The sequence below is a fragment of the Leptolyngbya iicbica LK genome, assembly GCF_004212215.1.
Taxonomy (GTDB): domain Bacteria; phylum Cyanobacteriota; class Cyanobacteriia; order Phormidesmidales; family Phormidesmidaceae; genus Halomicronema; species Halomicronema iicbica.
Window position 1 is genome coordinate 78,655 of record NZ_QVFV01000010.1, and the last position, 17,349, is coordinate 96,003.

General features: G+C 55.4%; 19 protein-coding genes and 1 tRNA gene. 8 read left to right on the top strand and 12 right to left on the bottom strand.

The features are described from left to right. Positions 1-279: 279 nt before the first annotated feature. On the top strand, positions 280-1,245 hold the full coding sequence (locus DYY88_RS22315; RefSeq protein WP_039726630.1) for an Npun_F2552 family protein: 966 nt from the start codon (positions 280-282) through the stop codon (positions 1,243-1,245). A gap of 330 nt (positions 1,246-1,575) precedes the next feature. Here the strand turns inward: DYY88_RS22315 and DYY88_RS22320 are convergent, their stop codons facing one another. After that, on the bottom strand, positions 1,576-2,187 hold the full coding sequence (locus DYY88_RS22320; protein ID WP_052288379.1) for a hypothetical protein: 612 nt from the start codon (positions 2,185-2,187) through the stop codon (positions 1,576-1,578). Between the two features lie 234 nt (positions 2,188-2,421). On the opposite strand from DYY88_RS22320, the gene DYY88_RS22325 reads away from it, so the two are divergent. Continuing rightward, the gene (locus DYY88_RS22325; protein WP_039726629.1) at positions 2,422-3,060 is read left to right on the top strand and encodes a bifunctional 4-hydroxy-2-oxoglutarate aldolase/2-dehydro-3-deoxy-phosphogluconate aldolase; all 639 of its coding nucleotides are present in this window, start codon (positions 2,422-2,424) and stop codon (positions 3,058-3,060) included. Positions 3,061-3,165: 105 nt separating this feature from the next. Here DYY88_RS22325 and ruvA read toward each other — a convergent pair whose 3' ends face one another. From ruvA to DYY88_RS22345, 4 genes are all read right to left on the bottom strand, one after another. Then, positions 3,166-3,798 (bottom strand): Holliday junction branch migration protein RuvA, encoded by a 633-nt coding sequence (ruvA, locus tag DYY88_RS22330; RefSeq protein WP_039726628.1) that lies wholly within the window; start codon positions 3,796-3,798, stop codon positions 3,166-3,168. 26 nt (positions 3,799-3,824) lie between these two features. Further along, entirely contained in the window at positions 3,825-4,544 is a 720-nt protein-coding gene (locus DYY88_RS22335) for an ATP synthase subunit B family protein (protein WP_063776176.1), read from the bottom strand. 41 nt (positions 4,545-4,585) lie between these two features. Next, positions 4,586-5,065, bottom strand: coding sequence for a pantetheine-phosphate adenylyltransferase (gene coaD, locus DYY88_RS22340; protein ID WP_039726627.1), 480 nt, complete (start codon positions 5,063-5,065; stop codon positions 4,586-4,588). 260 nt (positions 5,066-5,325) lie between these two features. Further along, complete coding sequence (locus tag DYY88_RS22345; protein WP_130199562.1) at positions 5,326-6,138, bottom strand: hypothetical protein; 813 nt, start codon at positions 6,136-6,138, stop codon at positions 5,326-5,328. Between the two features lie 858 nt (positions 6,139-6,996). On the opposite strand from DYY88_RS22345, the gene DYY88_RS22350 reads away from it, so the two are divergent. From DYY88_RS22350 to DYY88_RS22360, 3 genes are all read left to right on the top strand, one after another. After that, positions 6,997-7,353, top strand: coding sequence for a hypothetical protein (locus tag DYY88_RS22350; RefSeq protein WP_130199563.1), 357 nt, complete (start codon positions 6,997-6,999; stop codon positions 7,351-7,353). 131 nt (positions 7,354-7,484) lie between these two features. Continuing rightward, positions 7,485-7,670 (top strand): hypothetical protein, encoded by a 186-nt coding sequence (locus DYY88_RS22355; protein WP_130199564.1) that lies wholly within the window; start codon positions 7,485-7,487, stop codon positions 7,668-7,670. Positions 7,671-7,730: 60 nt separating this feature from the next. Next, the gene (locus tag DYY88_RS22360) at positions 7,731-8,384 is read left to right on the top strand and encodes a phosphoribosyltransferase (RefSeq protein WP_039726623.1); all 654 of its coding nucleotides are present in this window, start codon (positions 7,731-7,733) and stop codon (positions 8,382-8,384) included. Positions 8,385-8,423: 39 nt separating this feature from the next. Here the strand turns inward: DYY88_RS22360 and DYY88_RS22365 are convergent, their stop codons facing one another. Together DYY88_RS22365 and psbQ are read right to left on the bottom strand one after the other, a co-directional pair. Next, entirely contained in the window at positions 8,424-9,542 is a 1,119-nt protein-coding gene (locus tag DYY88_RS22365; protein ID WP_039726622.1) for an NAD(P)/FAD-dependent oxidoreductase, read from the bottom strand. A 6-nt stretch (positions 9,543-9,548) separates the two neighbouring features. Next, positions 9,549-10,016 carry a photosystem II protein PsbQ gene (gene psbQ / locus DYY88_RS22370; RefSeq protein ID WP_242517657.1) on the bottom strand — a complete coding sequence of 156 codons (468 nt, stop codon included), beginning with the start codon at positions 10,014-10,016 and terminating at the stop codon, positions 9,549-9,551. Positions 10,017-10,201: 185 nt separating this feature from the next. On the opposite strand from psbQ, the gene DYY88_RS22375 reads away from it, so the two are divergent. Next, positions 10,202-10,981, top strand: coding sequence for a photosystem II electron transport protein, Sll1252 family (locus DYY88_RS22375; RefSeq protein ID WP_039726621.1), 780 nt, complete (start codon positions 10,202-10,204; stop codon positions 10,979-10,981). A 115-nt stretch (positions 10,982-11,096) separates the two neighbouring features. On the opposite strand, the gene DYY88_RS22380 is transcribed toward DYY88_RS22375, so the two are convergent. Then, positions 11,097-11,678 (bottom strand): TIGR04376 family protein, encoded by a 582-nt coding sequence (locus DYY88_RS22380; protein WP_039726619.1) that lies wholly within the window; start codon positions 11,676-11,678, stop codon positions 11,097-11,099. Between the two features lie 398 nt (positions 11,679-12,076). Further along, a complete protein-coding gene (locus tag DYY88_RS22385) occupies positions 12,077-13,129 on the bottom strand; it encodes a hypothetical protein (protein WP_039726618.1) in 1,053 nt (350 codons plus the stop codon). A gap of 341 nt (positions 13,130-13,470) precedes the next feature. Between DYY88_RS22385 and DYY88_RS22390 the strand changes: the two genes are divergently transcribed. Together DYY88_RS22390 and DYY88_RS22395 are read left to right on the top strand one after the other, a co-directional pair. Continuing rightward, positions 13,471-13,544 (top strand) — tRNA-Pro (locus tag DYY88_RS22390). Positions 13,545-13,881: 337 nt separating this feature from the next. Further along, positions 13,882-14,610 carry a Tic22 family protein gene (locus DYY88_RS22395; RefSeq protein ID WP_039726617.1) on the top strand — a complete coding sequence of 243 codons (729 nt, stop codon included), beginning with the start codon at positions 13,882-13,884 and terminating at the stop codon, positions 14,608-14,610. A gap of 219 nt (positions 14,611-14,829) precedes the next feature. Here the strand turns inward: DYY88_RS22395 and DYY88_RS22400 are convergent, their stop codons facing one another. The 3 genes from DYY88_RS22400 to DYY88_RS22410 all read right to left on the bottom strand — a co-directional run bounded on the left by DYY88_RS22400 (position 14,830) and on the right by DYY88_RS22410 (position 17,345). Further along, positions 14,830-15,249 (bottom strand): MerR family DNA-binding protein, encoded by a 420-nt coding sequence (locus tag DYY88_RS22400; RefSeq protein WP_039726616.1) that lies wholly within the window; start codon positions 15,247-15,249, stop codon positions 14,830-14,832. A gap of 153 nt (positions 15,250-15,402) precedes the next feature. Further along, positions 15,403-16,536 (bottom strand): nicotinate mononucleotide-dependent phosphoribosyltransferase CobT, encoded by a 1,134-nt coding sequence (cobT, locus tag DYY88_RS22405; protein WP_039726615.1) that lies wholly within the window; start codon positions 16,534-16,536, stop codon positions 15,403-15,405. Between the two features lie 11 nt (positions 16,537-16,547). Next, on the bottom strand, positions 16,548-17,345 hold the full coding sequence (locus DYY88_RS22410) for a DUF2232 domain-containing protein (protein WP_084607046.1): 798 nt from the start codon (positions 17,343-17,345) through the stop codon (positions 16,548-16,550). Positions 17,346-17,349 lie beyond the last annotated feature (4 nt).

Consider the following 17,349-nt stretch of genomic DNA (forward strand, 5'->3'; position numbering starts at 1 on the left):
ATCTCCAATTCTGGTTCTGGAAACCAATCTTGCAGATGTTTGCCTACAGCATGTGAGGTTAATGGAGCGAATTTGCTTTTCTGTAAACAGGCGACCAGTAATGAAACGCGTTAATTCATTGAAGGTCACCAGCGCGAGATTAGTGAAAGGATCCATGCCTACTGGAAATCAAAGTCCTTCTCCGTATTGTAGGCTGAATGACTTTTCTGACTTTCAGGCTTTGGCTTAGTTGATTTATTCTGACAAAAAGCCAGCTACTGTTTTTTCTTACTATCACTTATGACTGCCACCGTCTCGCTAGTCAAAGCTCAGAGCTACGCCATCGACGAGTTGATGCCGCAAATCGAGCAAACGCTTCAGCCCTTCGGTGGCATGAGTGCCATCGTCAAACCGGGCGATCGCGTGCTGCTGAAACCGAATCTGCTGACCGGGTCGCGACCGACGAAGGAATGCGTTACCCGCCCCGAAATTGTCTACTGCGTGGCGGAGCTGGTGAAAGCAGCGGGGGGAAAGCCGTTTTTGGGCGATAGTCCCGCCTTTGGCAGTGCCCATGGCGTGGCCGAGGCCAATGGTTATTTACCCTGGCTTGAGAAAGCGGGCGTTCCGGTGCAAGAACTGCATGGTCACCGCTATGCCACCGAAGCCAGTGGTGAACTGGCCCACCTGCGGTTGTCGAAAGAGGCGATGAATGCCGATGTGGTGATTAACTTGCCCAAAGTGAAATCCCACATTCAGCTGACGCTGACCCTGGGGGTCAAAAATCTGTTTGGCTGCGTGCCGGGCAAAATGAAGGCCTGGTGGCACATGGAAGCTGGGAAGGATCGCGATCGCTTTGGCACCATGCTGGTCGAAACGGCCCGCACCATTGCGCCCCAACTCACCATTGTGGACGGCATTATTGGGCACGGCGGCAATGGCCCCAGCGGCGGCGAGCCCGAGCCCTTGGGCGTGTTGGGAGCTTCCACCGACGTCTTTGCGCTAGATCGAGCCCTGGTAGAAATTTTGGGGGCGAACCCCGCTGACATTCCCACAGTGGCCCAGTCAATGCGGTTGGGCTATTGTCCCGAGTGGTCAGAAATTCACTTTCCCCTGGCCCGTCCGGAAGCGTTAGCGATCGCCGACTGGCCGTTTCCCACGCAGCTCATGCCCATCGACTTTGGCATGCCCCGCGTGGTGCGATCGACCTTCAAACACCTCTACATTCGCTTCATCAAAGAGCCGATGACCGTCTACGCCAACCGCTAAGCATCATGCGCTGCAATCATCGCCTCAGGCCAGCTAAGGATCTGCACGGGTTAGGCAGTACCTAACCCCAAAAATTGAGAATGCAATCCGCAGTCAGGTGCCGAGAGCCCGAAAGTTTAAATTGAATCTAAGTGTGGACAGCTGTCTCGGCTGTCCTGGTGCAGGCAAGATGCCTGCTCAACAAAACTTGGATTTGATAAAACCCTGCTTTCTAATCTAAGCCCTTCATTTTTCTGTCCAAGCGATGAACGGAGCTATCTGCGCAACACTATATTTTCAAGCAACTCCCTCATCCAATCACCTGATCAAAGATGGGAAATTTCCCTGCCACTATTCAGAATGATGAGCCACCGCCTGCAATCGCTGATAAAACTCCGACGCTTCTGACCGGGGTTGGAATTTTTGAATCGGGGCGGGCTGACTAAACAAATCTTGCTGCTGTGGCTCCCTCTCAGCTGCGGGCGCTTCAGTTAGCTTAGTTGCATCATCTGTCGTGGTATTCGGCTCTGAAGGAGTCGTCGTCGCTCCCTCGACAGTGGCTGCTGCCGGCTCTTCATCGGGGCTGCCGACCACGGACTGAGAACTTTCCGACTGGGGAGATAGCAGCTCCGATGGACTGAGGGAGGTGAGCGCAGCATACTTACTCGCAATGGGATCAATGGGGCCAAAGACGATGCGCTCAAATTCGCTATTAAAGTGACGTACCGGGTGACCGCGACGCTTCCAACCTTGCAAAATCTGCTCCACAGAAAAGGCTTTGTAGCGTCCCAAATACAGCGCCTCTAAGACCGCAGCCCGAATCCAACTGGGCTCAGCTTCCAGCCGTTCATGCCAAATGGCGACCAGCTCTCCCGCTTCAAAACCGCGCAAATCAAAACAGTACTCTTGCATCAAGAGCGTGGCCTGTTCAAAGTCGCGATCGGAGCCAGTGGACGCAATCATGGCAATCGTACAGTCATAAACATGGTCAGTGAGCGAATGAACCGTGGGCCAACAGACTGATGCGCGGTCAACGGCAGCCCCTTGGAGCCGGGTTGGCCGATTTACCTCTGTATTAGCCCAATTATGGGTGAATCTTAGCGAAACTTGAGCGTTTCGACACTGTGGGCGCAAAAATCTGCACCAGTTCACAAAACATCGCGATAGAGTGAACAGTCGCGGCAGGGGATAGCGGTGATGAAGCAAGCGCAATGGTTGACAATACTCCGGCAGCACCGGGCGATCGCCATTATCCGCGCCCCCAGTGTGTCTGTCGGGCGATCCATGGCGCAAGCGGTGGTCGCAGCAGGCTTTCGGCTGATTGAAATTACCTGGAACAGCGATCGCCCAGCCGTCCTCGTTCAGCAGCTCCGATCGACCTTGCCGACTTACTGCTACGTCGGTGTCGGCACTGTCTTGACCCCGGCGGACATGCAGACGGCGATCGCGGCGGGGGCTCAGTTTTGCTTCATGCCCCACACTGATGCTGCGCTGCTTGCGATCGCCCAAGCGGAGGAAATTCCAGCGATCCCAGGTGCCCTCACCCCCACCGAAATCATGACCGCCTGGCAACTCGGTGCCGATAGCGTCAAGGTGTTTCCTTGCCAGTCAGTCGGGGGACCAGCCTACATTCGCCACTTGCAAGGTCCGCTTGGCCACATTCCCCTGATTCCCACCGGGGGCATTACCGTCGAGAGGGGTCGAGACTATCTGCAACAGGGCGCGATCGCGATCGGGATCGCCAGTGATCTCTTTCCATCCCCCTTGGTTGCTCGTCAAGACTGGGATGCAATTCGGCAGCGATCGCAACTGGCAATACAAAACCTGCAACTCTGATGGATCGCTCAAGCCACTTTGACCCCGAAGCTAGTGACCCCGCCCCCATGCTCCCTAGCCCCCCAGCTTCCCTGGCCCAATGCCGCTGCCAGCCACCATCACCACCTACGTCGCTTGACTCAACCAGGCGATCGCTTCCCGAATCCAGTCTTCGGCGTTGTCATTTTTCGCCAGCGTGCTGCTACGACCAATCACCTGTAGCGCTTTCACAATTTCGCCATTGGTGTAGCCCAAAGCCAGCAGCGTCATTTCGACCTCTTCTTGCACATTGGCCATGGGACCACCACCCGGAGCAATCGTCAGCCCAGATTGCTGTCGCCATTCCGCCAGCTTGGTCTTGAGTTCTAAAATCAGGCGCTCAGCGGTTTTATTGCCCACACCTTTGGTGCGCGAGATCAACCGCGTATTGCCCGACACCACCGCCTGAATCAGCTCTTGAAAGCCCAGGGTATCCAACAGAGCCATCGCCATTTGGGGACCGATGCCGCTAACGCTCACCAGTTGGCGGAAGACATCCCGCTCAGACCGACTGGCAAAGCCAAAGACCACCGGCAACTCTTCCCGAATTTGCAGATGGCAAAACACCTGCAGCGACTCGCCCAAGGGCGGCAACTCGGCCAAAAAGCGACTGGTAACCTGTAGGTCGTAACCCACTTGGTGAACATCGACCGTGATCATCACGCGGTGCCCCCCTGGCTTTTGCACATCAACCAGGGTGCCTTTTAAATAACTCAGCATGGACGTTCTTTAATGATGGCGATCGCTCAAGACGGGGGCAGATTGCGACGCGATCGCCCAGTCCGGGACCCATCGGCCTGAGTCGGCAAGGCGGTACCTTGACTTTTCGCATTGGTCGTTTCTTGCGCCCGGGCGGTGGTATCCACAGTGCCAACCCCCGGTGGGAGGGACGATCGCCCATTCCGCACAATGCGCATCATGTCCGAGAGTTTGTGCTCTAGCGACTGCAACACATCGGCCGCATAGGCATCGGCATCCTGACGTAGCGCCAAACACTCATCTTCGGTACTGCGCCGGGTTTCTTCCCAATATTGCTCCGCCGCGTTTTGCCACTGCTCAATCTCGGTACGGGTTTGCGATCGCAGCGCCTCGCAATCTTGCTCTAGCTGCTGCTTTACTTGCCGCGCCTGATTTTCGGCTTGCTGCACAATGCCCAGATCATCCACCCGCCGCGCCGCTTCTTGTTCTGCCGCTTCCATCATTTCTTGGGCATATTGATTGGCCTGACTGATGATGCGATCGTGCTGCTGCACAATCTGAATCGCCTCTTGAAACACCGTCGGCAGGTTCAGACGAATGCGATCGAGCTGTTCGAGCAGTTGGTCTTCATCCACCAACGTCCGTCCCGAAAACGGCACCCGAGGACTTTCTAAAATCAGCTCTTCGAGCACATTCAACGATTGTTGAATATCTAAACGCTTAACCGTGTCATGATGAGGAGCGGCTTCCTGAGGCGCTCCAGCCATTTCAGCAGCGTTGTTCGCGCCGTTATGATTATTCGTAGAATTTAGGTCTTGGCGTAGCATCGGTATATGTCCCGGGCAACGTGAGGAGGCACCAGATGATCCACCGAGCCTCCATATTGGGCAATTTCTTTCACTAGACTACTGCTTACAAAGCCGTACTCAGTTGAAGTCGCTAAAAAGACAGTCTCCAAATCGTCTGCCAGAGTCTTGTTGGTGTGAGCCATCTGTAACTCTTTTTCAAAGTCCGATAGCACCCGCAAGCCCCGCAGCAACACTTTGGCCTGCTTCATTCTGGCATAGGTTACCGTCAGACCATCAAAACTGTCGATTTCCACATTGGGCAACGGCTGCACCGCCGTCTGGATTTGCTCAATCCGTTTGGCTGAGCCGAAGAGCGATCGCTTGTTGGGGTTAGCCGCCACCACCACAATCACCTGTTCAAACAGCTGGCTCCCCCGTTTGATGATGTCTAGATGGCCAAACGTAATCGGGTCAAAACTTCCGGGATAGATGGCAATCACACAACCGCCTTGCAGAGCTTGATTTCACAGCACAATCTCAGAGGTAGTTTATCCCACCAATCACGATGCTTTCAGCCCATTCACCTGACCAGAACTCGCTAACATTAGTTGCGACCCCACACGACTCATTCGTCAATGTAGGTTTGACATTGCCCTGGTACTCTGCGGCAGAAATCATGGCCCCTTCTGGTTGCTATCTCCCTTGCTCCCCCTTTCCCCCGGCCCGAGATGAACGGTTCGCAAATTGATGCCATCCGGTCCTAGCAGCCCTGCGGATCAAACCAGATAAGGGCACCTTGCTCCTCATTGCGCCACCGCATCCAGCCCTCTTGGGTGGAAGCACCCGGAAACGCAGAGCAACCGTCTGTCGGCTGCGTCACGGTGACTAGCATCCAATCGCCCTCAAAGGCCAGCGGTTGAATCAAGCTGTTTGGCCCTACCAACCCCAAAATACTCGCTCGTTCACTACCGGGCACTGAATAGAGAGATTTGGATAACCCATGTTGCCGAAACGCCACTTGCTCAACTTCGGCAAAGCGACCTTCCCACGGCTCAATCACCAAATCTATCGCCCCCAGATCCAGATGGTCAACATGGGCCCAAGCGGTGCCGGCTGGGGTGTATTGAAACTGAAACCAGCCATCCTCGCGCAGCTGTTTCACCGGAAACGACATGAGATCGGGATAAGTCTGCCACATCAAAAAGCTGGCATCTTGCCCCAGAGCGATGGGGGCCTGACCATTGGGCACCAGCCAGCCATTGATAATCCAGCCCCAATGATTGCCGTTGGGCTCGATATAAATCGGGATAGCCGCTGACTGCAACCAGCCAGCCCCAAGGAGCGAACGATTATCATCACTGTCGGGATTCGCCAAAAACGACAGGTCTTCAGGACGCAGATGCCCGACACCGAGATCATCTTCTATTGCCGGAGTGAGGCCCATGATTCCCGTTGTCGGCACTCGGGAGGCGGGCACTGGATCTGGCTGGGGCGGCACCGGCGGCGGTGTTTGCGCTTGGGCTAGCCGATCGCGACTAACGCCCGATGACGAGGGCAGAGATGCGCTGGGCACCTCGCCAGCTCTTGCAAAGGAGCTTGCCAGACCACTAAGGGCACAGACCCCTATCACCACTGAAGCACTGATTTGCGTAACTGTTTGTCTCATCACACCTGCGATCGCATTCAATCATCCAAAGAGCGGTAGGAAGTCAGTCAACTGCGGGCGGGCCTCAAACCACGAGTACTGGCCAGCGACTCAGTCAGCGGCGCTTCCCCATAACATGACGACCCAACTCTCCAAAACGTTTCATCGCTTCCTACTTCACTTAGAGTGACCAAAATCCGGTCAACCCGTAACCGAATCCGGCAGCTGGTTACGTAAATACACAGAGTCGGTCAACGAATCATAACAAACCAACTGGCAGTCATATGTCGTAACCACCAGCAATCTTACAAAAGCCTACGCTGCCTTGCAGCTGTTCAGCCAGTCGCCCAAGCGCTCAGCTAACGGAGCGAAGTCCAGTCAGGATGGGCAATCAAGGCGTGTGATGGCGCAACCACCGCGATCGCAGCCCTTCGCTCAGCCACTCATGCCCCCTCTAAATGGGCCGAATATTGCGCTGTATGAAGGAATGTGCCCTGGGAGGGTGATCAGCGTACTTGAGCTTCTCCGTAGGAGTACCCAGGCTACCTCGTATTTTTCCGCCGATATTGACAGCAGTGTGTGAGGCGTGATGCATCATTTAGTCCCCATATCCTGCCTGAGCAATCAGAAGAATTAACAACTTTTGGCCGATCTATTAATGGGTTCGGATATATCTAGTGCAGGTGTCGATTTAAGTGACCAACTTTATAAATTGTTTAGAAAGTAGTTGCCAATCTCACCTTTGGGGTATGGCATCAACCATTGCTCTTCACACGAGGTTCTCACATGCGTACTCTTTCTAAGATTCAACTTTTAGTGGCGGCCACCTGTGTCGCGACGCTTTCAATGACGTTGTCAGCGCAAGCAGATGACAGTCTTGAAAAGACAAATGTTGCGAACAGTTTATTGCCCTTAGAAGGACGCAGCGTCGCCGCCCAAACGGATGAAACCTTGCTCGATTCAGTGGCTAATCGCATCAATAATCCTGAGACGACCCAAGACAGTTCTGAGACAACGGAGGTCTTGGGCGAGGGGTTGATTGATGATTTGGTGAATGAGAATGGTGACATTGACCTCCCGCTAGGACTGACTGTTTTTGACGCTATGGGTACCACGTCCATTGGGGTTGGCAGCAGTTTCTAAACTTTCGTACGTTAGACATTGATGGCGGTATCAAGACTAAAATCTTCACGAAAAATTGTGCAACTACTTGCCGTATGAATCGTGTATTTGGGGCGGGATTATGAGGGATTGCTGTTGCACATGCAACGGGAATGACGATCGCTATAACCACCCCCATCATGAGCGATCGCTTGACTGAAAAAGTCGTTTATTGGTGCTGTTCATGGATGGCTTGGACGCAAGTCAGCAACGGCCATCGCCCGGTTATCAGTACCCACAGTATCGATCAGAGCGTGGCTGACGGTCGCTATGCTGTGATTAACAGCAAACGTACTTAAGTGAGAACATTTGTGCGCTGAGCTCCTGCGAGTGCTGAAGCGTCAAGTGCGTCCGTCCGTATGGATTTATCAAAACTCTACGATCGCACCCAAACTGGGCAGCTACTTGCCGACCAGCTAGCCGCTCAATCCTTTGCCATGCCGGGCTGGGTGATTGCGCTACCGCGTGGGGGCGTCCCGGTAGGCGCAGAGATTGCACGGCGGCTCGGTTGGCCGCTAGATATTTGGCTGGTGCGTAAGCTCGGAGTTCCCAACCAGCCCGAACTCGCGATGGGGGCGATCGCGGCCCCCAACATCCAGATTCTGAGTCAAGACTTGATTCAGCGATTAAAGATTTCGTCGGCGCAAATTCAGGCGACCGTGCAGGCCGAGCAGCAAGAGTTACAGCGCCGCGACCAGTGTTATCGGGGTGGGCGATCGCGACCCAACATTCAAGGTCGTCCCGTGATTGTGGTCGATGATGGCGTCGCAACAGGGGCGACTTTTCAAGCGGCGATCGCGGCCATCAAGACCTTTCAGCCCCTCAGCATAACCGCCGTTGCCCCCGTCGTCGCTCCCAGCAGTTGGCAAACCATTAGCGCTAAAGTGGATGCCAGTTTTTGCATAATAGCGCCTCCCTCCCTCGGTTCGATTAGTCAATGGTACGAACACTTTGAGGCGGTTGATGACGCCACCGTGAGCCAATATTTAGAACACTATCGAGACGCTGAATAGCCCAGGGTTCTCATCTCTGGATTCAGCGTTTTATGACGACTATCGACTAGGGGACATAGAGCTGTCGTTGTCTAATATTGCTTGCAGCAATTCTTGAACCTTGAGCGCCGTCGCGGGAGCCAGCAGGACTCCGTTACGGTAGTGTCCGGTTGCCAAAATGCCATTGCGAATGCCCTCCATCGGCTGAATCACGGGAGCCGCCTGCCCCTGGGGACGGGGACGCAAGCCGTACCAGGTAGAGAGAATGTTCCCCGCTTTGAGTGCCGGACAATATTCGATCGCGGCTTGCCAGACGGCCTCGATCGCTGCCGCCTCGGGCAACGGCGATCGCTCCCCATCGGGCGGAAACTCCACCGTGGCAGCGACTCCGTAGACGCGATCGCCCATCGGCACCAAATGCACATCATCCCCATTGATTACCGGTTGAAAGGAGGCATCTCCCAACCCCTCAGGCATTTGGATGCGTAAGCCTTGGCCCAACACCGGCATCATTGGCAGCATCTGGTCTAACTTGCCTGCCAATCGCTCGCTGCCCAGGCCAGCCGTCACGATCACGACATCGGCGGGGTAGGTTTGAGACGCGGTTTGAACGGCTTGCACGCGATCGCCCTCTTGCTCAAAGCCGACCACCGCAGTGTCAGTCTGCAACTCCGCGCCCTGCTGTTGCGCAGCGTTGATCAAAGCTTGAGTGAACGCTGCCGGCATAATTTGCAGATCTTGCGGCGAGTAAATACCCGCCACGACCTGATCTAGCGATAAGTGGGGGCAAGCGGCGGCCACCTGATCGGGCGACCAGATTTCCAACGGCCAGCCCTGACGCTGACGAATGGCTTGCAACGATTGCCAGCGAGGCAGGCTTTCCGCCTCAAAACACAGACTGAGAATCCCTTGAGAATTGTGGGGAACGGGCTGCCCTAACTCGGCCAGTTCGGATAAAAGCGTGGGGTAACGGCGCAGGCTAGCTTCCCGTAGCCGCCAGTTGCGTCCTTTGACCTTGTGGCTAATCACGCCCATCGCAATGCCGAGGGCGGCCCCGGTCGCGCCCTCAGCGGGAGAATGTTGTTCTAACACAGTGAGGGTGTGAGAGGTGGTGCGACTGAGCTCATAGGCGATCGCCGCCCCCACGACCCCACACCCAATGATGACAATGCGAGCCATCAGCGCTTACACCGAGAGATCAGGCACAAGTTCAACAAATGCGTTGAAATCATCCAAGGCTTCACGATACTGTTTGCCTGCTTCGATCTGGTTGTAGTCTTCAGCGGCGGCATCCAGTTTTTCTAAATGCGTGCCAATCTCTTCCGCGTAGTATTTCGCTTGTTTGGCATCCTGAGGTAATAACCGCACGGCGACCCGATCCAGGCGGACCCGCAATTCGCCCATGGGGCCGTGAATGAAGGAACTGATATCGACCCAATTTTTATTCTGAATGTAGTCTTCTAACTCGGGGAAGCGATCGCGCAGCTCGATTACCCGGGGCGCAAAAATCTCTAACTGAGCAATCTGGTCGCTCGAGTAAGTCGTGGGCTGCGCGACCTCGGCCCCTCCACAGCCGACGATACAGGTCGCGACCACCGCGAGCACCACACTGAGAACGGGGCGTAATCGAAACCACTTCATCTTGCTAAACATAGTTTTGGTGCATCTTGCGTAACTTTGCGTGAGCCAATTTATACTCACACTTCATATATTAGAGGGTCACTTCCGCCCGCATATCTACCCTCTAGCGATAGACATGCCCGCCCGCTGGCCCACACTGTCGAACGGCTAGCTTCGTGTTTCAATGGAACACAGCTAAGGATGGAACGAACGATCGCATGTTGCCCAAAGCAGACCTCCTCAAATCAGTGGAAAACCCGGCAGCGGTGACGCGGGTTCTAGACCTGGCCGAGCAGTCAATCCGCACGTGGGAGATCGGCTTTACCGATTTTCTTTCGCCGCCAGAGTTGGTGGAATGCCAGGAAATCTTTCAGCGACTGACCGAAGTCCATTTAAAGGCTAGCGGCGGATATCCCCAGGCCGAGCGTCAGCGGGCCGCGATCGCCCGCACTGACTTGCCGTTGGACGAAGTCGAGCCGCCGTTGGCGTTGTTGGATATTGCTGGCAACTTTTTGTTTGACACCGCTACCCATCGCGACTTTTTGGGAGCGCTGCTGGGCGCGGGCATTGTGCGCGAAAAAGTCGGCGACATCATCGTCTTGGGGGAGCGAGGGGCGCAGGCGATCGTTGCGCCTGACTTGGTCGAGTTTTTGGAAATGAGTCTGACTCAGGTGCGATCGGTGCCCGTGAAGACGCGGCAAATCGACTGGAGTGAACTGCGCGTTCGCCAACCGAAGAAAAAAGAAATGACCACGGTGGAAGCTTCCCTGCGGTTAGATGCGGTGGCTTCTGCCGGATTTGGCATGTCGCGCAGCAAAATGGTGGATCTGATCAACACGGGAGACGTGCGCATCAACTGGAAGTCAGCCAAACAAGCCAGCCAAACCATAAATGCGGGTGATCTGATTTCGATTCGGGGCAAAGGTCGGCTCGAAATCGGCGACATCGCCATCACCAAGAAAGAGCGCTATCGCATCCAGCTAACCCGCTACGTCTAAGCCGCGCTAGCCATAGTTTGAGAAACGATGGAAATGGTCTTGTGCGCATTAGTGGTCGTTGTCATCCCATGCCCCGGAGACGCGCTATCGCTCCTCAAACTCCCCGCGAGCCCCGCTACGATCGCATCTGACGCTTCAGGTCTTCCAGTTCAGCCTCCGTTTCCCACCGCTGAAAGGTCTCTTCGAGCGGATCTAGCGGTTGCTTATAGCTATGGGGCACGCTTTGCTGCCAGCCTGCCGTTTGTTCACTCCGACTGGTGGCTGTAGCGGCCGCGCGGTTAGCTTCCGCCGTCGCAATTTTAACCTTGAGTTCTCGACGGCGATCGTGAATCTGGCGCTGCAATTGGCGAGTCTTTTCGATCTGGTCTTTAACGCCCTGCATTTGTCCCCATAGGTGGTTGCCCTCGCGCAGTAGCGCCGCTTCTCGGGCCTGGGCAGGCTGCGCTAAATCTTCCCGGTTAGCGGCTTGGGCTTTTTTGGTGCGCTCGTGCCAGCGCTGAATTTCTTGGGCGGTTTCCAAAATGCCGTCTTCAAGCTGCTGCTGCCGCCGCTTCAGCGTCCCCAGTAAGTTAATGGTGTCTTCTTCTTGCCCCCGGAGTTGCTCTTCTAAAGCCATGAGCTCCAGGTGAGGATTGGCCTTCAAAAACTCATCTAAGCGATTTTCTAAAAATCGGCTTAAATCATCAAACAGTCCCATGTCGCCGACTCCTTGGGTGAACTGTTTTCACTGTAAGCGATGATTGGTAACAGGTTGGCGCGATCGCCCACAATGGCGCGTTTCATCCTAAGCGGCTCAGGTGACGCAACCGCTCCAGACTCGCACCCCGATCTGCGCACTGCCAAAAAGTCATGACAGCCTTATACCTGTTCTGGGCTTTACCGCTAAACTTGGCCCTCACCCCAACCCCTCTCCCAAGCTTAGGAGAGGGGCTTTGAAGAGATGGGTTTTGTCATCCTGCTTCAGAGAATTAGTATGACCTGTCCAGATATTTGCCCCACCCTCAATTCCTTGTTCCAAAATTTGGGATGAGGGCTGAGCTAATGCCGCAAGGACGAGAAACCTACTAACCTGTGTGATACGGCGGATAACCGTGCCTAAAATTCTTGGCCGATGTACAAAGTGCGCACCTCACCATTGCGGCGGACGACGGCTTCTTCGTTGGCGACTGACACGAGCAACCAGCCGCTATTGCCAATCCGCTCGCCAATGTAAACCCGCTGCGGTACGCCCGCAATTTCAAACAGCGCGGCGGAGCGATCGCCCAGTTCCAACACGCCTAAGAGCGTTTGGGTATTGACTGCGGCGGCAGCCGGGGCACTGGTCGTTCCGCTCGGCGTGGGGAGATAGGCACTATTGGGCGCAGTGGGAGTCGGCATCACAGCTGCTGACTGAGAGGCAGGATAGGGCACATACACCCGCTCAATCACGTTGACCTGGCCAGGAACGCCGGGGACACCATTCGGTGCGCCGGGGGGCAGCATATTGTTAGCCATTGGCGGTAGGCCCGCCCCGTTGCCACCATTGAGCGCAACGGTCACCTCTCCCACATTGCTAGCAGCGGTCGGAGTGGCCGTTGCATTTTGGGCAATCACCTCTAGCGATCGCCGCAAATACTCTAAAAACTCAGCATTGGCATTCACCACGGGCACTTCCGTCGGCACTGTCGCGGGGGCCACTGCGGCTAACTCTGCCGTTTGCCGCTGCTGCATCCAGACCCCCAACGTCGCGAGCATCATCAAGCCCGCAGCGCCGAGCAAAGCTCGATTGACCGTCCAAAAGCTTTTGACTGGCGTTGGGGGCGTCGGCGTAGTTGACGGAGCCTTCCCCGCCTCATCGTCAGTTACGGGAACCAATGGGGTTGAGACCGTCGCCAGGTCAGTCGCGATCGCGGCTGTCGCCGGGTCCAACAGCTCTGACGCCGAATCGCTAACAGCAAAGCTCAGGGGCATCTCGGCAGCTGGCGGGGGTTCCGTCACCGTGGGCTGAGCCAGCTTTGCTAAGGCTTCTTCATCACCGTCTAAAGCGCGCTCAACATCGCCAAATAACTCGCTCATCAATTGATCAGCCGAAGCATCCGCCATCTGAATCGGATGCGACGACTCAGGTAAAGATTGAGAATCGATTGGGGGAACTTTGCTATCAATCATGCTGTGATTCCGCAGAATAACCGTGCTTAATATCGTCAATTATGGTAGAGACCACCCAAAGCATTTAAAAGCCTGCATAGACGTTAACAAGCCAGTTGCAGATGCCACACATCCACGGCAAATTGCTAAGAAAGTTAACAAGTTTGCGCCGGGGGTTGACGACTGAAAGAACGCCGCTGTGTTTTTTAGATGCCGAGGCTACGGCTCAATATTAATCGCGGTTGGCAGAAACGGAACTGTTGAGACGATTTTCTTACAGGACGGATCAGCCAATCGAGAGCAATGCAGCGGCACGACGCGATCGCTGAGCCCACTGTGTTAGTATGCAGGATGTCGATCAACGGGATGTAGCGCAGCTTGGTAGCGCGCCTGCTTTGGGAGCAGGATGTCGCAGGTTCGAATCCTGTCATCCCGATTCAACTAAATGTATGGCCGATTTGCTCAGTGGACTAGGGGCTCATCGTAAGGTGACTGAAAATTGCTAGCATTGCTCGCAATAGAGCGATCGCTCAGCTATGACTCAACGGTGGCTTTAGTCAGTTGAGTGCGGGGCAGTTGGTATGGTGTTGGGACGGGCAGCCGCGATCGTGCATTAGCACGAAGTCAAACGTCGCTATGGGATATCGCTCAGTCATCTGGCACGAGGGCGATTGCATGATGAGCAGTGAGACGGCAATGGCAGACGCACCCCGATCCTGATACCCCGACTAGCCCCCGCAATTGTTGTTTTTAAGGATGGATTTAGAGGCTTTATGCAAGGGATTTTTCGCCGATTAGCTTCCACAGGTTTGACCGGACTGGCGATCGCCAGCTGTGCGTTGATGGCGCCAGATCCGGCATTGGCCTTGTCAGAACAGGAAATTCTGGAAAAGTTAGAGTCTGTCCCAGTCTTTCTCATCGTGAACGGGGATGGCCAATCGCTGACGGCCAGTGTCGGCGAAACTGAAGAAGAGCAAGTCCAAGTGCCGTTAGTCTTCATCAATTCCATTGAGGCAGAGAATTTTTTGGCGGCGGCAGCCGAAGAAAATTCGCCCATCGTTGAGGGGGCCCAGCTCGCCGTCTTGCCTTTGAACGAGGTGTATTCCGAAGCGAGTTCTCAGCTCGACAGCCCCGATACACTGGTTTACGTGCCCAGTACTCAGTCGGTGCAGCAGGCCTCGCAAATTGCCCAGCAAGAATTTCAAGGGGTGCCCCTTTACGCGGCGGTTGATCTGGAACAAGGTCAATATTTGCTTACCAGCGACAATACCTTGCCGATGTTCTTTTCGTTAGCCGACCTCCAATCGCAGGTTTCCGTATTGTTGGAGAATAACCCGGCCATGGAAGAGGTCATCGGGGTTGAAGTCACCACCTTTGAGGGCATTTTGCGCAATATGGCAGCCAATGATCCAGATATCGACGACTTTTTAGAACTGGTGCAGTTCGTGCCGGCTTCTGAGACCTTGCAATACCTGGAGTCGTTATCCAATGGGGGCAACTAAGGGAACTGCTAGCAAATAGCGTTCCTGTCCGGTGGGGTTTGGCACTGCCAAACCTCTCCAACAACGTCGCTGCTTTGGGGATGTTTGGCAGGGTCATGCTCTGATTACCTGCCAAAGGTCAACAGCATCTGCTGGCAATGAACGCCCAGATCACCAGGACACCGCGATCGCAACCAGTCACGGCATCAGAGCACGATCGCGGTTAACCCACATGGAGCGTTATTCGTTGGCATGTTCAATGATGGGGCAATAGTCAGCATCCATTTTTTGGCGCTGGTCAGCTTCCCGAATCAGCACTTGTAGCTGCTGCTTCAACGCTTGGAGTTGTTGAATGCGATCGTCAATTTCGACGACCTTTTCTTGAAATTTGTGGCGCACGTTTTGACAAGGCCGCTGCCCCGAATCAGCAATGCCCAAAATATCTTGAATGTCATTGAGACTCAGCCCCAGCGCCTGCGACTGGCGAATAAAACTCAAACGCGGCAGCACAGATGGCGCAAACAAGCGAAATCCTCCCGACGTTCGCTTGGCAGCTTGAATCAGGCCGCGTTCTTCATAGAAACGAATTGTTTTGACGGGTAATTGACTCTGGGAACTGACCTGGCCAATTTTGAGTAATTCGGGTTGGGTGTTTGACATTTCGCTTCCCCCCCATAACCTGCGTTCGTTCACTAAGCCTACCTTCTATCTCTAGTTAGCTGGAGGGTGTGTGGTTTTTTGTAACGTCATCGGAAGAAACCACGGAGGTAACACGCAGTGGTTTCAACGCCCACCTGTTCTGTCCAGGTGCGATCAAGACGGGACGGGCGCGGGGTGCTGCTGTTGTTGTAGTTGCTCGTATTGGGCTTCGATGATGTGCAACAGTTGGGGCTGTTGCCAGTGCTGATAGAGGTGGGCGGCGATCGCGCAACCCCCAGCAGCGACCCCCTCTTTCACAAATCCGGCTTCGTAGCGCTGCAGCGCCTCATAGCGCGAGGTGGCAAACGATAGCTCAGTCGCAATCAACGGCACCTCGCCCACCAGTGCTGCCACGCCGACGGTATCGCAAGTGGGGTCTTCGGCTACCCAGCGGGTGGTGCCCACCACGATGCGCTCGGGCTGCCACGACAGCCGATAGGTGTGCACAAGCGATCGCGCCAGGGCGTAAACGGCCAGCATCTGTGTGCCCCCGGCGAGCATCACCCCACCGTGACAGCTCGCGCCAATGGCCATCGCGGCCACAACGATTTGCATGGGGTCACCCACAGCCGCGACGAGAGCGAGAGGCGATGCCGCCATGGTCGCCGCCGTGACAGCAGCCCGCCAATGGGTGAGTCCTTGGTTGGCGATCGCCTGCTTTTGGGCATGGTTGCAGGTCACGTGGCTACTGCCCATTTTGTCGCTGACGGGCAAGTCTAGCCCTAACAATACAGATAAGGCCGTCGTGGTGCCCCCCACGACACATTCCCCCAAAATGACGTAGTCCGCATCGGGTAGTTGGCCCAAATGGTGTCCCCACGCGAGTCCTTGCCGAAACAGATGCTCAACCACGGTGAGTGGCAAAGCTTGACCACTACTCACGCAGGCTGCTGGCTGGCCCTGCAAATCAATATGGGGCACTGACGGCGCGAGGGGCAGCCCAGCGTTAAAAATCATCACGGGAATGAGCTGCGTCGCCACAATGGCTCGCGCAATCAGGACCGGCGATACGCCCTCAACCAGCGGTGGCAGAGGATACTGGGAAGGTTCTTTGAGGCCCTGCCACAAAAACTCAGCGTCAGCGATCGCAGTGAAGCGGCGATCGTCGGGGGTCGCTCCGGCGGCCGAGATACCCGGTAACAATCCCGTCTCGGTAAAGCCCAGCACACAGGCCAGTCGGGGACGATGGCCACGATAGCGCCGGAGCCAGCGTTGTCCTTGAACGGTCTGGGTATAGACGCGATTCATGGGGCACCACCCTAAGTTTCGAGGAGTCGCTGCACCCAGGGCGGCGGCGAAGGCATTTTTTCGCCCAAACGTTCGAGCAAGAGCCACGACGCCAAATGCACGGTGAATAGATAGACCAGAGAACTCACGATGACAATTAATAAGGCGACTAACTGTACCAGAGTCGTGTTGGATTGACTCAGGCTGCCCACTGATAATAGACCAAAGCTCACCAGGCGAGAGAGTACCCAGTTAATCATTTGAGTGGCCTGGTTGATCAAATACACCCAGAGATCTTCGCCCAACATGAGGGACAACAACCAGAGCCGCACAAAAAAGCCCAAGCTGTTGAGCAGGGTGCCGATGCCAATCGAGATATACCAGGAGGCGCGGCGATACCAGAGCCACCCAAGCTGCACCCCCAAGAGGCCATAGGGCATGAGGTAGAGCAAGCTGCGAGGCGGCCCCATCAGCACCGCCAGCAGCATGGTGGACACCAGCGCGCCCATCCAGGCAGCTCGGTTACCCCAGCGTAAATACACCAGCGCGATCGGCAGGGGAAAGACAATCCGCAGCAGTGGCCCCGGCGGAAAGTAGGCATTGACCAACCAAATCAGACTAGCGGCACTGGCGAGGAATGCCGTTTCAACCATGGCCGCAGGCCCCACGGTGGGCCGCCGCAGCGGGCGATCGCTTTCCACAATTGCCCCAGGTCGATAGTCCAGGTAAGATTCGACCGCCTCAAACTCATCGGGATGCGACGGCGGCGCGGTGTCGCCCCATTGGGGATTTGTGGGATCGGGAGTTGCGTCTGAAGCCGACTCAGCCATGCCA

Excerpts from the sequence above, each read along its gene's own strand:
- DYY88_RS22395 (WP_039726617.1), top strand. The coding sequence starts at position 13,882 with ATGCAAGGGATTTTTCGCCGATTAGCTTCCACAGGTTTGACCGGACTG.
- DYY88_RS22375 (WP_039726621.1), top strand. The coding sequence starts at position 10,202 with ATGTTGCCCAAAGCAGACCTCCTCAAATCAGTGGAAAACCCGGCAGCG.
- DYY88_RS22410 (WP_084607046.1), bottom strand. The coding sequence starts at position 17,345 with ATGGCTGAGTCGGCTTCAGACGCAACTCCCGATCCCACAAATCCCCAA.
- cobT (WP_039726615.1), bottom strand. The coding sequence starts at position 16,536 with ATGAATCGCGTCTATACCCAGACCGTTCAAGGACAACGCTGGCTCCGG.
- DYY88_RS22360 (WP_039726623.1), top strand. The coding sequence starts at position 7,731 with ATGGATTTATCAAAACTCTACGATCGCACCCAAACTGGGCAGCTACTT.
- ruvA (WP_039726628.1), bottom strand. The coding sequence starts at position 3,798 with ATGCTGAGTTATTTAAAAGGCACCCTGGTTGATGTGCAAAAGCCAGGG.
- DYY88_RS22350 (WP_130199563.1), top strand. The coding sequence starts at position 6,997 with ATGCGTACTCTTTCTAAGATTCAACTTTTAGTGGCGGCCACCTGTGTC.
- DYY88_RS22385 (WP_039726618.1), bottom strand. The coding sequence starts at position 13,129 with ATGATTGATAGCAAAGTTCCCCCAATCGATTCTCAATCTTTACCTGAG.
- DYY88_RS22325 (WP_039726629.1), top strand. The coding sequence starts at position 2,422 with ATGAAGCAAGCGCAATGGTTGACAATACTCCGGCAGCACCGGGCGATC.
- DYY88_RS22315 (WP_039726630.1), top strand. The coding sequence starts at position 280 with ATGACTGCCACCGTCTCGCTAGTCAAAGCTCAGAGCTACGCCATCGAC.
- DYY88_RS22355 (WP_130199564.1), top strand. The coding sequence starts at position 7,485 with ATGACGATCGCTATAACCACCCCCATCATGAGCGATCGCTTGACTGAA.
- DYY88_RS22380 (WP_039726619.1), bottom strand. The coding sequence starts at position 11,678 with ATGGGACTGTTTGATGATTTAAGCCGATTTTTAGAAAATCGCTTAGAT.
- DYY88_RS22335 (WP_063776176.1), bottom strand. The coding sequence starts at position 4,544 with ATGGCTGGAGCGCCTCAGGAAGCCGCTCCTCATCATGACACGGTTAAG.
- DYY88_RS22365 (WP_039726622.1), bottom strand. The coding sequence starts at position 9,542 with ATGGCTCGCATTGTCATCATTGGGTGTGGGGTCGTGGGGGCGGCGATC.
- psbQ (WP_242517657.1), bottom strand. The coding sequence starts at position 10,016 with ATGTTTAGCAAGATGAAGTGGTTTCGATTACGCCCCGTTCTCAGTGTG.
- DYY88_RS22400 (WP_039726616.1), bottom strand. The coding sequence starts at position 15,249 with ATGTCAAACACCCAACCCGAATTACTCAAAATTGGCCAGGTCAGTTCC.
- DYY88_RS22320 (WP_052288379.1), bottom strand. The coding sequence starts at position 2,187 with ATGATTGCGTCCACTGGCTCCGATCGCGACTTTGAACAGGCCACGCTC.